The following is a 15,680-nucleotide window of genomic DNA, read 5'->3' as shown; positions in this document are numbered from 1 at the left end:
TTGGCTCTCAGCATACAAGCATTAAGTATGGCGAGGGCTAGCCAGCTAAGTTAACTCCGTATCAGCTATCGACCGGCTCGGTGCAAGCTTGGTATCAACCTTGATACGATTTGATTTTTTAGAAATTAAATTGCATTTAAAAATAAATGCTGATTAAATATGGATAGACATGGAATCGTTTCCATTTATTTTTCAGTATAGGAAATCCATCGATTTTGATTCAGAGTCATCACGGTAATTATTTTAATAGCTAACATTCACTAATTTGGAGGGGATATATCTATGCACCAGGGAATGACAACCACTGAGATTTTTTTGTTGGCAATGCTGTTGATTTTCTCCATTCCCTATTTGATATGGCGTGTGTTTAAAACTGATTACTATGCACCTCTGGTAGTAGTTCAAATTATTACTGGTATTTTGCTTGGACCTGGTGTGTTGGGTGCCGTTTTTCCGGAGTATTATCAATTCGTCTTTAATCCAGCGGTCATTCAATCTTTAAATGGGATTGCTTGGTGGGCGGTCATGATTTTTGTAATGATCGCGGGTATCGAGTTAGATCTGGTTCAGGCGTGGGAGCATCGTTTTGAAAGTGGTGTTACCGCTGGTTTGGCTTTAGGTATGCCTCTGTTGTTTGGTTCGGCTGTGGCGCTCGGTATGCTTGGATTTGTTGGTTGGATAGGGCCGGGTGCACAAAGCTGGCAGTTTGTTTTAGGCATTGGCATGGCGTGTGCCGTGACTGCTCTGCCTATCTTGATTTTGTTGATGGAAAAACTAGAGATATTGCGTCAGCCTATGGGACAGCGTATTTTGCGGTATGCCAGTGTTGATGATATTGCGATTTGGGGAGTGCTCGCTTTGATTATGTTGGATTGGGATAGAGTCACGCGCCAAATTGGGTTTTTGCTGGTGTTCGCAGTTGTCACGATATTTTATCGTCGCGTCATGATTCGTTTGCAGGAGCGAGATCGTTGGTATGTTGGTTTAATTTGGTTAGCCATTTGTAGTTTTGGTGCTGATTGGGCAGGTCTGCATTTTATGGTTGGAGCCTTTCTGGCTGGTGCGGTGATGGATGCGCACTGGTTTAATCAAGAAAAAATGGATTTGATGCGTCACCACGTCTTGTTGGCGATTATGCCGGTATTCTTTTTGAGTACAGGTCTGCGTACCAATTGGGCGATGGGCGGCTCTGCCGTATTTATTGTTGGGGTGGTGCTCTTGGTCGCGTCTGTGAGCGGTAAATTAATCGGGGTACAACTGGCCGGTAAGATTTTGAAATGGGAAAAAGGGGAGGCAAGTATTATTGGTTGGCTATTGCAAACCAAGGCTTTGATTATGATTATTTTTGTGAATATCTTGCTCGATAAAAAAATCATTACCAGCGAGACTTTCACCGCGCTGTTGCTGATGGCAATTGCTAGCACGATGTTAACGGTACCTGTCGTTGCGCCTAAATTGCAACGCATGCGAGAGATTATTTTTAGATCCAAATAGTAGATTGTACGTCGATAAACAATGAAAAAGCGACCCATCATCAGGTCGCTTTTTCAACTCTATTGAGCTACAGCCTATAGATTAACGATCACCGAAGCTGCGACGATTGCCGTTAGCATCACCAAAACGTGATTTTGCAGCACCGCCAGCGTAGCCGCCACCTTCACTACGTGGTGCGGCGTTAGGTTTGCTGAAACTACGTTGACCAGGTTTACTATTGCCGAAACTATTGCCTGTTTTTCGTTTGTCACCTGGTTTCCAGCCACTTGGTTTGCGTGCCGGTGAACGCATCGCAATTGCGCTTTTCTTTGGCTCAAAACCTTCGATAACATCAACAGGAATCAACTGTTTAGTAAAACGTTCAATACGTTTTACGTTAATACTTTCTGCATGGTTTACCAAGGAAACGGCCAAACCTTTACGTCCAGCGCGACCAGTACGACCAATACGGTGAACATAATCTTCAGGGAACTTAGGTAAATCATAGTTAAACACATGTGTAATACCAGGAACGTCAATGCCACGAGCTGCAACATCGGTAGCAACTAATACACGTACTTGCCCACGGCGCAGTGAATCTAAGGTGCGATTGCGAGCGCCTTGATGCATATCTCCATGCAAAGCGGCGGCAGCGAAACCTGCAATATTGAGACGATCAGCAATCGTATCCGCATCGCGTTTAGTAGCAGTGAATACGACTGCCTGATCCAATGATTGATCACGTAATAAGTGGTCTAACAAACGGTTTTTGTGTGAGAGATCATCAACGAAGTGGACTTTTTGTTGGATGTTTTCGTGTTTAGTAGCAGAGCTAGCGATTTGAATGATTAATGGTTCATTAGTAATGCGACGTGCCATACTACCAACGACGCCATCTAGCGTCGCAGAGAACAACATGGTTTGACGATTTTCTGGCGTTGCTGCAACGATTTTTTCGATATCCTCGATAAAACCCATATCGAGCATACGATCAGCTTCATCCAATACCAAAATTTCTAATTCTGAAAAGTCAATTTTTCCCGATTCCATGTGGTCAATTAAACGACCTGGAGTAGCAACTAAGATTTCTGGATTGCGCGATAACAATTGCATTTGTTTCGGGTAAGGCATACCACCCAAAATCGAAACCGCTTTTACACGACGTGAGTACGCACTGTACTTGTCTGTTGCCGTGGTTACTTGTAACGCTAATTCTCGGGTTGGGGTTAGTACCAGCATTTTGGGTTTTGCAGCCTGAAAACGTGGACGCTCTCCACGTGAACGTGCGGATTGCCGTTCTTGGTTTGGTGTTTTGCCATTCGCAACATTCAGGTTTTCGGAAGCTGCTGCAAACTTGTGTAATGCAGGCAGCATGAATGCGGCGGTTTTGCCAGAGCCAGTTTGCGAGGATACCAGCAAATCACGACCCGCTATCGCGGCAGGAACCGCTTGTGCTTGTACCGCTGTTGGAGTTGTATAGCCAGTATCAGCAATTGCGCGCAGTATGGAAGTGTGGAGGCCTAGTGATTCAAAAGTCATTTAATCTATCTTTCGTTGTAATTCAGACAGCCTAGTAAAGCAAACATGGCTTTGCACAGCTTTTGGCTATACAGCAGACGCTTGCGTTTAAATACGCCCTGAATAAATTAGCGCTAAGCTAAAAACTTAGCGCGCTAAAAAGCAGCGTCAACCAAACGAAATGAACAAAGAAAACCAGTACCAAGATGGTACGAATGAGGTATACGATGAAATTTCGGCACAAAAGCTTTGCGCCGGGACGATGTCTATGTGTGAAACCAGACATACAGGGCGGGAGGGCTTTACATTGCGGTATCAGTAATGACGATACGCAAGGGCTACGGTGCTACTTGTTACTTATTTTTATCAAGCAATACAAATGAATATTTATATTGCGGTGCAAAAATGAGACTATACAGGAAATTTCTCGTGACTGCACTAGATTATTGATCTAGTTCAAGTTTCTTAAATAAACGCCCGGGGGGGGAAGTGCTTTTATGATTGAATATCATCGACACAGAAATTATATTTTTCCGCTTGTAATTGGATGAAGAGTCAGTGAGATTTCTGATTTGATAGTCGATGAGTAAAAAATGGTAAAGAAGCTGAAAGTTGGAGAAAAATGGTGATTTCTACTAAAACTTTCAGCCCTAATATTGTTCGAATTACTTAAATACCTAATTCGTTTTAATTACTTTAAATGCCGTGGATACCGCAAATATTAATCTGGTGTCAGACCCATTACGTGGGAGAAACCACCATCAACATAAGTGATTTCGCCCGTGATGCCGCTAGCTAATGGTGATAGTAAGAATGCAGCGGTGTTACCAACTTCTTCTATCGTAACGTTGCGGCGCAGAGGTGCGTGCTCTGCTACGAAGCCTAATAATGTACCGAAATCTTTAATGCCACTAGCAGCTAAAGTTTTGATAGGGCCGGCAGAAATACCATTTACCCGTATGCCTTTTTTCCCTAGATTTTCAGCTAGGTAGCGTACGCTGGCTTCCAAAGATGCTTTCGCTAAGCCCATGGTGTTGTAGTATGGAATAGCGCGGATTGCGCCTAAATAAGATAAGGTAAGTAAAGAAGAATTTTCATTCATCATTGGCAAAGCAGCTTTTGCCAACGCTGGAAAACTATACGCTGAGATGTCGTGTGCAATACGGAAAGCTTCGCGTGAAAAACCATCTAAAAAATCGCCAGCAATGGCTTCCCGTGGCGCAAATCCAATCGCATGTACAACACCATCTAGTTTTTCCCATGATTTTCCAAGATCCGTGAAGACAGCCGCAATTTGCTCATCACTGCTGACGTCGCAATCAAACACCAACTCACTATCAAATTCTTTAGCAAATTCAGTGATGCGATCTTTGAATCGTTCGCCCACATAAGTGAATGCCAATTCAGCGCCTTCGCGACGACAAGCTTGGGCTATGCCATAGGCAATTGATCGGTTTGACAGCAAACCAGTTATTAGAATTTTCTTGCCTTGCAAAAATGCCATATCAACTCCAAGGGGTTACCGTGAAAAAGTACTGTTTTTATGCCAAGTCATCAATTAATCAGACTAAGCAGCGAACTATACCGCGAACTGTGCCGATTTCACACTAAGGTTTAAGACGAAAATGTCCGCTATCTTTTTAGACTTCATACAACTGTTTCGTGCAGCTTACTCAAAACAAAATACCTGAACTTAAGGTGCTTATGTTCGTTATCGCCCTTGCATAGAGTGATTCATGCAGTTATCTACATGCGCTCAAACAGAATGTAAAAGGTGATGCGCAGAAAAACATGTCAGATGCGGAATTTACTGACAGGTCGGAATTGTAGTTGCTCAGGCTGGATAGGGCAAATAATAACTAAGCTTGTTTGTTTGATCGCTTATTTGCAGGAATAAATATATCTATTTAAGGTAAATTCTGTTGCGGTGCGGAAATAATTGTACGTTTACCGTAATTGGGGATTTTTTTCAAGTATTTTTGAAATAGTGATGCATTTCAGCAAATTTCACACGCTTGAAGTATTTCCTATTAGAATCATCTTCACATCAAGCTAAATCTAAGGCATATTTGCCCTGTTTTTTTGTGGCAAATGATTTGTTTGGCAAGGCAAAACAAAGAACTTGGTTTGCAGTCCGTAGTTAATAGGCGCAAAGAAAGAATTGATCGCTTATCTTCATGCGGATCCTATGTTGCATAGCAGCATAGAAGCGGCTTCCATTCTCAGCTTTGTTTGTGTCAAAATAAGCGCTGTTTTTCGAAAAGATTTAAAAAAAACAATGTTTTATCAAGAGCTATTTGGGGTTTGTTTGTCGAATATCAAGTGATAAAGCAGCCGCTTCAATTTTGTGGTGCCTTTTAAAGATATAGAGTTGTTTTTGTGTTTGTATTCTTAAGTATTGCGTGTCGTGTTATTTAAGCCACTTTGAATACACATTACTTGTTGTTCTTAGGAGTAGCATATAAAAACGGCTAAACGATTTGTAAGTAAATAAATACCCACATGAGTATGTTGAAACCATGTTTCTGACAGTTCAGCGTGAGTATGGTGGGGCAAGCGTCATACTTCTAGTTTGTCGTAATTAGCGGATATTGCTTATTTAGTTGTTTGGATCGAGTGTAGAGTTTCGTGAAAAGCAAGCGGTAATCTGATTCGCTGGACGTTTGAACCTAATTGAAATTGTTGTGGTATTGGAGGAGTAGGTATGGATTTTTCAGGACGCCAACAGGAACCGGGAAAGAAATTTTTTGGTTTGGGTGTGGTAATTGTTTTTCACATTATTCTTGGCTGGGCGTTAATGAACGGCTTAGGTAGTAAGTTAGTTAAGTTTGTTCAAAAACCGATGGAAGCTGTAGTGAAGGAGACACCTCCGCCGCCACCGCCACCACCAGATACGCCACCGCCGCCGCCGCCTAAGCTGATGACGCCGCCGCCACCGTTTATTCCTCCTCCAGAGGTTCAGGTTGCGCAGCAGGCACCATCACCAAATGCGATTTCTACCGTGTCGAACGTAAAGCCTGAAAGCAATACGATGACAAAAACAGCAGCACCTGTGACTGAAGCGCCCAAAGCGCCTGCAGCACCAGTATATGTAGCTGCGAAAATCGATTTTGAACAAGCTGGCTGTAAGCCAGAGTATCCACGAGCTTCGTTGCGTAATGAAGAAACAGGTGTAACCACTCTGTCTGTGACTACAGGTGCAGATGGATCGGTGACAGCAGTAAATATTGTCAAATCTAGTGGTTTTAGAGGTCTTGATAATGCAGTTAGGGCGCAATTGTTAGCTGGTTCTTGCAGAAATAAACCAGGTACGATTGACGGTAAGCCTCAAGAAACTACGACTCAAGTTCAATACGTTTGGAAGCTTGATTAAAACAGAGCCAACATGCAACAAGAGTCATAAAAAAAGTAACGTTTTACTCACAACCAACGTAAGTATTAAATTTTTTTAAAGGAAGTATCTACATGAAAACCCGCGCTAAAGTAAGCACATTCCTGGCGGCAATTTTATTTGCATTAACAGCCACAATGACAACCGCACCTGTATTTGCACAAGAAGCATCTGCATCCGCATCTGCAACGACAGAAGCTGCTGCTAGTGCTCCTGAAGCAGCGCCAGCTCCTGCCGCAGCAGCTGATGCATCTTTACCAGCTGCAGAACCAAAAGCGCCAGTAGAAGATCCGTACAGCTTGGCACATTTGATTAAACATGGTCATTTGGTCGATCAAATTACACTGGCAATTATGGGTTTGATGTCTATGTTCAGTTGGTACATTTTGATTACTAAAGTGATCGATTTGGCTAAATTGAGCGGTCAAGCTAAAGAGGCTCGTAAATTCTGGAAAGCAGCAAATGTGTCAACAGGTTTGTCTACTCTGAAAGAAGGTAGCCCATACCGTTTCATCGCTGAATCTGGTTTGAATGCTAGCGAACACCATGAAGGTGCTTTGTTAGAACAAATCGATTTGAACTCATGGGTAACTATGTCTATTCAACGTTCCGTTGATAAAGTTCAAAGTCGTTTGAGCGAAGGTTTGACGTTCTTGGCTACTGTAGGTTCTACCGCTCCATTTATTGGTTTGTTCGGTACTGTTATGGGTATTTACAACGCCTTGGTAGCGATCGGTAGCTCAGGTAACTCTTCCATCGATAAAGTTGCGGGCCCAGTTGGTGCAGCTTTGATCATGACGGCGATTGGTTTGGCGGTAGCGGTTCCAGCAGTTTTGGGTTACAACTACTTGTTGCGTCGTAACAAGTCTGTTATGGAAGATATCCGTGCATTCGGTGCTGATTTGCACTCTGTAGTATTGTCTGGCGCGATGAGCAAAGCTGCTGCAAATAAATAATCTAGGTAATTAAGACGACTATCGTTTTTATTATTTCAATTCTGTCCCGTCAAGTAGGTACTTGTATTTACTTGACGATCAGTGAATAGAATTAACCGAAGAGAATCAATTATGGCAATGCAAATCGGCGGTGATGACGGTGAAGACCAAGTCAACAGCACCATTAATACCACGCCTCTCGTGGACATTATGTTGGTGTTGCTGATTATCTTTATCATCACTTCACCCGTAGTCTTAAACTTGACAAAAGTTACTCTGCCTGCAGAGAAAAATGATCCTTACAATCCTGATGCCAAAAACGTGATTATTACAGTCAATAAAGACGGTGATATTTACTGGCAAGGTTATCGTACTCCAATTGCTTCTGACGACGAGTTGTTTGAAAAAATGTCGAAAGAAGCGGTAAAAGTGCCGCAACCTGAAGTGCATATTCGTGGCGATCAAAATGCTCGTTATGAATCAATCGGTAAAACGATTTTGACAGTGCAACGCTCAGGTATCGCAAAAGTTGGTTTCGTTCTTGAACCACCACCAAAAAGCTAATAGGAGAATCGCATGGGCATGAATATGAGCTCCGGTTCTGGTGGTGATCCAGAACCAATGATGGAAATGAATATGACACCAATGATCGACGTTATGTTGGTCTTGATCATCATGTTTATTACGACATTGCCAATCGCTAATCACGCGGTCAATTTAAATATGCCGCAAAACACCAATCAGCCACCGCCAGATACGCCACCAACCGTGGTGAAAATTGACGTGGACTTCGATGGAACGATGACTTGGAATGGTGAAGTAGTGAACCGTTCACAGTTGGATGATCGTTTTGTTGCAGCTGCTGCGATGAATCCGCAACCTGAGATTCATTTGCAACCAAATCGCTTGGTTGCATATCGTTCAGTTGCTGCGGTCATGGCATCTGCGCAAAGTCGTGGCATTACCAAGTTGGGTATGATTGGTAACGAGCAGTTCTTGAAATAAAACCTTCGATTTGAATTGGATTTTTTCTTTAATTCAGATTGATGTTTACGAAAGAGGGCGGGGATTTCCCTGCCTTTTTTTGTATTATGAGGTATGCTTATTCGGCTCAAACTTAAATCGTTTAGATAATTATGTTATCTAGCGTTTGGGATGAGTTAAGTCACCTAGTGACTCATTAAGTGCATCACTTAATGAGTCACTAGGTGAGAGAGTTTAGTGATTGCACTTGGGCAAACTATCTAAGTTTGTTAAGCTTAAATTTATTAATTTTTGTTGATTGAGAGATCAAATATGAAGCACCTACGATTATCACAACTGGCAATTTTCATCGCTGCTATTGGTTGTGCAACAGTTCCTGAGTTAACGGGTGTTGCAGGCAATACGGCTTTTGCTCAAGAAACGATGCGCGCTGAAGTCGGTAAAATCGTGCAACAAGCGGGCGACTTATACAAAGCAAAAAAATTCCGCGATGCGCTTGCTAAATTGCAAGAGACAGATCGCGTAGGTAATAAAACAGTCAATGAAACTTTTACTATTGAACGTATGCGTTTATCAGTGGCTTCAGCTGCAGGTGATAATGACGCTGTGATACGTTCTGGTGAAATTATCGTAGCGGCAAATAAATTGCCAAGCAAAGACCAATTACAATTGATTTTGGTGTTGGCGAACTCTTATTTCAAAGCGAATAATTACGCAAAAGCAGCAAAAATGTATGAGCGTTATTTCAGTGAAGGTGGTACTGATAGTTCAGCGCGTCAATACATGATTCAGGCTAAGTCTTTAGGTGGCGATAGCGCTGGTGCTTTAAAGGAAACCAAAGCTGAGATTCAGGCCGCAGAAAAAGCCGGCCGTATTCCAAGTCAATCGACTTTGGAAACTTATGCTTATGCGGTTCAAAAGAGTGGTGATAAAGCAGCTTACTTGGCTACTTTAGAAAAGCTCGTGATGTATTATGGCAAGAAAGAATATTGGGTAAATCTGCTGAACAGTGTAGAACGTAAGCCAGATTTTTCTAGCCGTTTGACGATGGATTTGTATCGTTTGAAATTGGCAGTCGGTCAATTAACTAAGACCAGCGATTTCATGGAAATGGCTCAGATTGCGATTCAAGATGGCAACTCAGCTGAAGCCTTGAAAATCATTGATCAAGGGTACAAAGCTGGTATCTTGGGAACAGGACCAGAAGCAGCGCGCCATGGCCGTTTGAAAGATTTAGCAAACAAGCGCTTGGCCGAGTCCAAAGCGGCTCGAGCTGCCTTAGAAGCGGATGCATTGAAAAACAACGATGGAATGGCTTTGGCTAACCTCGGTTTTGCCTACGCAACTGGCGGTGAATATGACAAAGGTATTAGCTTGATGGAACAAGGCGTCAAAAAAGACAACTTGAAACATCCTGATGACGCTAATCTGCACTTGGGCATCGCTTATTTGATGGCCGGTAAAAAAGCTGCTGGTTTGAAAACTTTGAAATCAGTTCAAGGTAAAGAAGGCACAGCCGATTTAGCCCGTTTCTGGACCATTTATGCAAATCAAGCTAAGTAATTAGCTAAATAATGAAGTTTGCGTAAGTGATCAATCTAAAAAGTGACTTTACGGTCATCTGATAAGTGAGCAAGAAAAAAGCAGCCATATGGCTGCTTTTTTCTTTGGCGCATATCGCTATGCATGTCGCTGATCTCAGAGAGAGTTTCTAGTTTATATCGAAGATGTGATTGCTTATACGCAGTTTGTTAGCATCTGGCTAGCCCAGTCACTAATTCTAACCGAGTAGCTTAAGTAATTTCAGTGATACTTTTTAAGTCTTTTGTGGACGTTTTTTGTTATTACTGTTGGCTGCCAATCGCTTTACATCTTTCTTTTCTTGGGCAACTACTTGTTTGCGTGAAGCGTTTTTTTCACCATGCTTTTGAGTTGTTTTCGTGGAGGACGCCAGGTGTCGAGTCTTGGCTTTTATAGGAATTTGTAAAGCTAATTTCATTCCAGGGGAAACTTGATCTTTACGCAGATGATTCCATTCCTTGATATCGGCAACGCTGAGTTTATGGCGTTTTGCGATCGACGCTAAATTATCCTTTTTGCCGACTTTAACGTAAATCTTGCGCGTGCCTGCGTATCCTTTTTCTATCGTCAGTTGCGCTTGCTCTGCTACTTGCGTAGGGATGTTTTCCTCACTAGAGCGCGCAGATTTTGGAACTAAAATAGTGGAGCCTGCTTTAACGTACATCTTGGCTGGGATCGCATTGACGTCTCGAACTACATCCGGTTTAAATCCAAAACGGGTTGCTAAAGCTTCGATGCGTTCTGTTTTGTTCACGTTCAGTGTCGTCCATGAAGAAAGAGGCCCTTTCCACGTCATTAGATTGTTTTGAAACATCTCAGCATTTTCTACTGGTAGCAAAATAGTTGTGTTGTTGCTGCCTGTAATTACTGGACGGTTAAATTGTGGATTGAGCGCTTTGAATTCACTGATCGGTAGCTCTGCCAGTTTAGCGGCTAGAGTGACATCGATATCTCGATTTTTTTTGATACTGGTAAAGTAAGGTACGTTATCTAAGCGTGGCAGGTCTATATTAAAAAGCTCAGGATGGCCAATGATGTTTTTGACTGCTTGCAGTTTGGGAACATAATTCTTGGTTTCATTTGGCATGTGTACCGACAAACTATCGAAGTCGATAGGTAATCCCAGAGCTTGTTGCTTCTTGATCGCACGTTGTACCGAACCTTCCCCCCAATTGTAAGCAGCGAGCGCTAGTTGCCAATCGCCAAACATGTTGTAGAGTCTTTGCAGGTAATCAAGTGCTGCTTCCGTGGAGTCTAATACTCCACGTCGGTCATCTTTAAAGATGGTCTGTTTAAGGTTGAAATCTCGCCCAGTCGCAGGCATAAATTGCCACATGCCTGAGGCCTTGGCCGACGAAATCGCTTGTGGGTTAAAGGCGGATTCAATGAAAGGCAGTAAAGCCAGATCAGTTGGCATACCTCGTTTATCTAGCGCTTCGACTACATGATATAAGTAACGCGACCCACGTTGAATGATGCGCTGTAAATAATCAATTCTTGAGCTATACCAGTTTGTTTGTACATTGACTAACTGATTTTCCAAATTAGGTATGGCGTACCCGTTGCGTATCCGACTCCATAAGTCAGATTCTGTGATGCTTAATGCTTCCTCGTGATTTACAATTTCTACCGATTCTGATTCGACAGTTGGACGCGGTTGTGTAAGACCTGTTTCACTCAAATTTTTTGATAATTTTAGTGTTTCAGTATTTTGTGCGTAGCTACTACTGCTAAAAAGGCCTAGGGCAGCGATAGAAGAAAAAGTGAGGGTACTGAGACAGTAACTAAATCGTTTCATAATGAAAAGAGAATCGATACAATCGACTGTGAGGTGGGCAAGAGCGAAGTGTACGCAAACGTGTATTTCATGGTCAAGGGAAAATTACATGGATTTTTAGTAAATTGAAAAAGTTTGGCTAGTTTGAGTAGCCGCTTTTGCCGTGGTGAAACTTATAGGAGCGGGAACTTTGTTTCTAGCAAGTTTGTCTGTTCTTAGACCGCCTTAAGATAAGTATTTTGCTAGAAAGAGCTTGTAGTGTCTTAGTGTGGTGCTTTGATGATGCCAAGAATAGAAATTAAGCGCCAAGAACTAAAATTAAAATGTAACTTTACATACACCAAATTGGGAGTGAGACATGACGCAGAACCGAAAACAGAACGAAAAACAAAGAAGGCCAGTTCAAAAAAAGGGAGTCAAGCTGATACGCTCAGTTGCTAAAGCCGGCCTAATCAGCCTAGTCAGTGTGTCCGCATTAAGCCTTCACGCGAGCGCCCAGACACTTTTTGTTAAAGCCAATGGCTACACATTGAATCATAAAAATCAACTGCAGCGCTTTGATGCGATGTTGGTTGATGACGCAGGCAAGGTTCTTGCGGTCGGAACGCAAAAGCAATTGGAGAAAAAATTTGCCAATCATAAACAAATTGATTTGGCAGGTAAAACGGTATTGCCGGGTTTGATTGATGCCCATGGGCATATATTCAACCTAGGACAGGCTGAAAGCCAATTAGGTTTGCGCAGTACAAACAGTCTGGCTGAGGCGCAAACTGCGATAGCACAATATGCGGCGAAATTCCCGCAACAGCAATGGATTTTGGGCGGCGAGTGGAATCAAGCCATTTGGAAGCTAGGACGCTTCCCAACAGCGCAAGAAATCGACAGCGTGTTAGCTGATCGACCTGTGTGGTTACGCCGCGTTGACGGCCATGCGGGTTGGGCTAATAGTAAGGCGATGCAATTGGCGGGTATCAATCTGGAAACCCCAGACCCAGTCGGCGGCAAAATTGAGCGAGATAGCAAAGGACAGGCAACAGGTATTTTCGTCGATAGCGCGATGCATTTGATCGAACGAGTTATTCCTGCCAAGAATGAGGCTGAGCGTCGCTTAGCCTTAGATGCCGCTTTAAAGCAAATGCGCAGTGTAGGCTTGACCAGCGTGCATGATGCTGGTGTCGATGCACAGGCCGATGCTTTGTTTCGCGAGTATGCCAATAAGCATAGCTTGACGACGCGGGTGTACGGCATGATCAGCGGCGTTGATCAATTTTTTGATAGCGTTTCAAAGCAAGGGCCTTTGTTGGGAATGGCGGATGACCGTTATGCATTGCGCGCCGTGAAATTGTATTCTGATGGTGCCTTGGGTAGTCGCGGTGCTGCATTGTTGGCACCATACAGCGATGCTCCGCATACTAAAGGGCTATTGTTTTCTGCCGACAAGGACATGCAAGCAATGGTGCAAAAAGCAGCGGCCCGTGGTTACCAAGTCAATGTGCATGCCATTGGTGATGCGGGAAATCGTCAGGTAATCGGCAGCCTTGCGACGATACCAAAAGCACAGGATGCCAGTGTGTTGCGGCATAGAATAGAGCACGCTCAAGTATTGGAACTGAGTGATATCCCGCGCGTCGCTCAGTTGAAGATTATTCCGTCTATGCAGCCTACCCATGCAACTTCCGATATGAATATGGCGGAAGATCGTGTCGGAAAGCAGCGCATTAAAGGCGCTTATGCTTGGCGTACATTCTTAAAGCAAGGTTCTCCGATTCCATGTGGATCTGACTTTCCTATCGAAAGTCCAAATCCGTTTTGGGGTATCTATGCGGCTGTTAGTCGGCAAGATTTTGATCAAAAACCAGTGAAGGGTTGGTATCCAGAGCAAGCCATGACGGTTAAAGAAGCATTCCGTTGCTTTACACTGGACGCAGCTTATGCAGGACATCAGGAAAAAATCCTAGGTAGTCTAGAGCCTGGTAAATGGGCTGATTTTATTGTGATTGATCAGGATATTTTTAAAGTGCCAGTCAAAGATTTGTATAAAACTCAGGTTTTACAGACCTGGTTGGCGGGGCAACAGGTTTATCGCAAATAGTCGATTGATTAGAAACCTTGATACAAAAAACGCACTCGATCTTGAGTGCGTTTTTTATTGCTCTTACATTTTTCTCTTTGCGTCCTAGGTCGAGCTAGGCTCAGAAATATGAAATTGCAAAGACGCCAAATTAGCATACACGCCTGCCTGTTTTATTAAACTGGCGTGAGTGCCAATTTCTACCACTTGGCCGTGTTTCAATACGATGATTCTATCGGCTCTTTGTACGGTGGCCAGTCTATGCGCAATGATGATCGTCGTACGTCCTTGCATGGCGCTTTCTAAGGCTTGCTGCACCAGTCGTTCTGATTCTGCATCTAAGGCGCTTGTGGCTTCGTCTAGCAGCATCAGACGAGGATTTTTTAAGAGCGCTCTGGCGATTGCTATCCTTTGTTTTTGCCCTCCTGATAAGCGCACCCCGCGCTCTCCTAAGAAAGATTGATAGCCCTCGGGCAGGCGCTGAATAAATTCATGGGCGGCGGCCATTTTTGCCGCTTGTATAACGTCCTCATCACTCGCATCCACTCTGCCATACCGAATGTTTTCCATCGCATTGGCTGAGAAGATCACGGTGTCTTGCGGCACGATCCCTATCGTATCTCGTAGCGTGTGAAGATCGAGGTCTTGAATATTCACACCGTCCATGCAGATACGACCTTGCTGCGGGTCATAAAAACGTAGCAGTAACTGGAACAGGGTGGTTTTTCCTGCGCCAGAGGAGCCAACTAAGGCCACTGTCTCACCTGGTTTGATCTCCAGATTGATATGGCTTAACGCTGCTATTTGCGGACGCGAAGGATAATGGAAGACAATATCTTGGAGTGAGACTCTGGCGCCGTGTGCATCTTCAAGCGGCAATGCCGAAGGTGCTGACGGAGAAATAATTGGGGATTGTACTGACATTAGTTCGAGCAAACGTTCGGTTGCGCCAGCCGCACGTTGCGCTTCGCCGAGCACTTCGGATAAAGCACCTATGGCACCTGCAACGATGGACGCATATAAAATGAATTGGCCTAGTTTGCCGCCTGACATTTCGCCCTGCATGACCGATTGTGCGCCTAACCAAAGAACAAATACGATAGCGCCAAAGATCAAAAGTATCGCGATCATGGTTAACAGTGATCTCGCTCGTATGCGCCGCATTGCGGTGCTAAAAGCATGCTCTACCGTGTCTGCAAAACGCCGCGCCTCGATGTGCTCGTGGGTATATGCTTGTACCGTTGGCATGGCATTCAAAATTTCCCCCGCCACTGCGGAGGCATCTGCGATTCGGTCTTGTGAGTCGCGAGACAACTTACGCACGCGTCGACCAAATAAAATGATGGGCAGGATGACCAGCACCAACATCACGATGATGATGGAGGAGAGTAGCGGGCTGGTGATAAACAGCATGACCAGACCACCGACGAATAATAAAATATTCCGCAAGGCTAGGCTGATGCTGGTTCCTACCACGGCCTGAATTAGAGTCGTATCAGTCGTCAGGCGAGATAGTATCTCGCCAGTTTGTGTGGTTTCAAAAAACTCTGGGCTTTGTGTCACTACGTGTGCATATACGGCATTGCGTATGTCGGCGGTGACACGTTCGCCTATCCACGACACCATATAAAATCGGGCGGCGGTTGCAATTCCTAAAACGACAGCAACACCGAATAAGGCTAGAAAAGTCAAATTCACGTGCTCGATGCCGTGTGTGCCACCATCACTGATTTTACTAAATCCCATGTCTATCATTTGACGAAAAGCGTAGGGAATCGTCAAGGTTGCGCAAGCAGCGATGATCAACGCGATGCCTGCCAAAATGAATTGACGGCGATATGGTCGTAAGAAGGGAAGTAAGCCTACCAGAGTTGCGAGGCTGCTGCGCTCAGCGCTATTTTTAATCGTGTTTGTGGTAGAGGTATCGGTGCTCATAAAGATCTACTTTAA

11 protein-coding genes are annotated in these 15,680 nt (G+C 43.9%); 7 read left to right on the top strand and 4 right to left on the bottom strand.

The window, feature by feature from the left end; genetic code table 11:
- Window positions 1-282 precede the first annotated feature (282 nt).
- Window positions 283-1,494 carry a cation:proton antiporter gene (locus ACFFJH_RS17735; RefSeq protein WP_390214291.1) on the top strand — a complete coding sequence of 404 codons (1,212 nt, stop codon included), beginning with the start codon at window positions 283-285 and terminating at the stop codon, window positions 1,492-1,494.
- 81 nt (window positions 1,495-1,575) lie between these two features.
- Here ACFFJH_RS17735 and ACFFJH_RS17730 read toward each other — a convergent pair whose 3' ends face one another.
- Both ACFFJH_RS17730 and fabI read right to left on the bottom strand, forming a co-directional pair.
- Window positions 1,576-3,012, bottom strand: coding sequence for a DEAD/DEAH box helicase (locus ACFFJH_RS17730; protein WP_390214290.1), 1,437 nt, complete (start codon window positions 3,010-3,012; stop codon window positions 1,576-1,578).
- Window positions 3,013-3,712: 700 nt separating this feature from the next.
- Window positions 3,713-4,495 (bottom strand): enoyl-ACP reductase FabI, encoded by a 783-nt coding sequence (gene fabI, locus ACFFJH_RS17725; RefSeq protein ID WP_390214289.1) that lies wholly within the window; start codon window positions 4,493-4,495, stop codon window positions 3,713-3,715.
- Between the two features lie 1,200 nt (window positions 4,496-5,695).
- Here fabI and ACFFJH_RS17720 point away from each other — a divergent pair.
- From ACFFJH_RS17720 to ACFFJH_RS17700, 5 genes are all read left to right on the top strand, one after another.
- Window positions 5,696-6,364 carry an energy transducer TonB gene (locus ACFFJH_RS17720; RefSeq protein ID WP_390214287.1) on the top strand — a complete coding sequence of 223 codons (669 nt, stop codon included), beginning with the start codon at window positions 5,696-5,698 and terminating at the stop codon, window positions 6,362-6,364.
- A 92-nt stretch (window positions 6,365-6,456) separates the two neighbouring features.
- Window positions 6,457-7,338, top strand: a complete 882-nt coding sequence (locus ACFFJH_RS17715; RefSeq protein WP_390214286.1) for a MotA/TolQ/ExbB proton channel family protein — start codon at window positions 6,457-6,459, stop codon at window positions 7,336-7,338.
- A 111-nt stretch (window positions 7,339-7,449) separates the two neighbouring features.
- The gene (locus tag ACFFJH_RS17710) at window positions 7,450-7,881 is read left to right on the top strand and encodes an ExbD/TolR family protein (RefSeq protein WP_390214285.1); all 432 of its coding nucleotides are present in this window, start codon (window positions 7,450-7,452) and stop codon (window positions 7,879-7,881) included.
- 12 nt (window positions 7,882-7,893) lie between these two features.
- Entirely contained in the window at window positions 7,894-8,322 is a 429-nt protein-coding gene (locus ACFFJH_RS17705) for an ExbD/TolR family protein (protein WP_390214284.1), read from the top strand.
- A 291-nt stretch (window positions 8,323-8,613) separates the two neighbouring features.
- On the top strand, window positions 8,614-9,864 hold the full coding sequence (locus ACFFJH_RS17700) for a hypothetical protein (RefSeq protein ID WP_390214283.1): 1,251 nt from the start codon (window positions 8,614-8,616) through the stop codon (window positions 9,862-9,864).
- Window positions 9,865-10,117: 253 nt separating this feature from the next.
- Here the strand turns inward: ACFFJH_RS17700 and ACFFJH_RS17695 are convergent, their stop codons facing one another.
- Complete coding sequence (locus tag ACFFJH_RS17695) at window positions 10,118-11,563, bottom strand: transglycosylase SLT domain-containing protein (protein WP_390214282.1); 1,446 nt, start codon at window positions 11,561-11,563, stop codon at window positions 10,118-10,120.
- A 454-nt stretch (window positions 11,564-12,017) separates the two neighbouring features.
- On the opposite strand from ACFFJH_RS17695, the gene ACFFJH_RS17690 reads away from it, so the two are divergent.
- A complete protein-coding gene (locus tag ACFFJH_RS17690) occupies window positions 12,018-13,751 on the top strand; it encodes an amidohydrolase (protein ID WP_390214281.1) in 1,734 nt (577 codons plus the stop codon).
- 84 nt (window positions 13,752-13,835) lie between these two features.
- Here the strand turns inward: ACFFJH_RS17690 and ACFFJH_RS17685 are convergent, their stop codons facing one another.
- Window positions 13,836-15,665, bottom strand: a complete 1,830-nt coding sequence (locus ACFFJH_RS17685) for an ABC transporter transmembrane domain-containing protein (RefSeq protein ID WP_390214280.1) — start codon at window positions 15,663-15,665, stop codon at window positions 13,836-13,838.
- Window positions 15,666-15,680: the final 15 nt, after the last annotated feature.

The sequence above is a fragment of the Affinundibacterium danionis genome, assembly GCF_042432465.1.
GTDB lineage: Bacteria > Pseudomonadota > Gammaproteobacteria > Burkholderiales > Burkholderiaceae_D > Undibacterium > Undibacterium danionis.
This window is presented reverse-complemented; position numbering and strand designations above follow the sequence as displayed.

Coding starts and splice junctions, on each gene's coding strand:
- ACFFJH_RS17735 (WP_390214291.1), top strand. CDS start 283: ATGCACCAGGGAATGACAACCACTGAGATTTTTTTGTTGGCAATGCTG.
- ACFFJH_RS17730 (WP_390214290.1), bottom strand. CDS start 3,012: ATGACTTTTGAATCACTAGGCCTCCACACTTCCATACTGCGCGCAATT.
- fabI (WP_390214289.1), bottom strand. CDS start 4,495: ATGGCATTTTTGCAAGGCAAGAAAATTCTAATAACTGGTTTGCTGTCA.
- ACFFJH_RS17720 (WP_390214287.1), top strand. CDS start 5,696: ATGGATTTTTCAGGACGCCAACAGGAACCGGGAAAGAAATTTTTTGGT.
- ACFFJH_RS17715 (WP_390214286.1), top strand. CDS start 6,457: ATGAAAACCCGCGCTAAAGTAAGCACATTCCTGGCGGCAATTTTATTT.
- ACFFJH_RS17710 (WP_390214285.1), top strand. CDS start 7,450: ATGGCAATGCAAATCGGCGGTGATGACGGTGAAGACCAAGTCAACAGC.
- ACFFJH_RS17705 (WP_390214284.1), top strand. CDS start 7,894: ATGGGCATGAATATGAGCTCCGGTTCTGGTGGTGATCCAGAACCAATG.
- ACFFJH_RS17700 (WP_390214283.1), top strand. CDS start 8,614: ATGAAGCACCTACGATTATCACAACTGGCAATTTTCATCGCTGCTATT.
- ACFFJH_RS17690 (WP_390214281.1), top strand. CDS start 12,018: ATGACGCAGAACCGAAAACAGAACGAAAAACAAAGAAGGCCAGTTCAA.
- ACFFJH_RS17685 (WP_390214280.1), bottom strand. CDS start 15,665: ATGAGCACCGATACCTCTACCACAAACACGATTAAAAATAGCGCTGAG.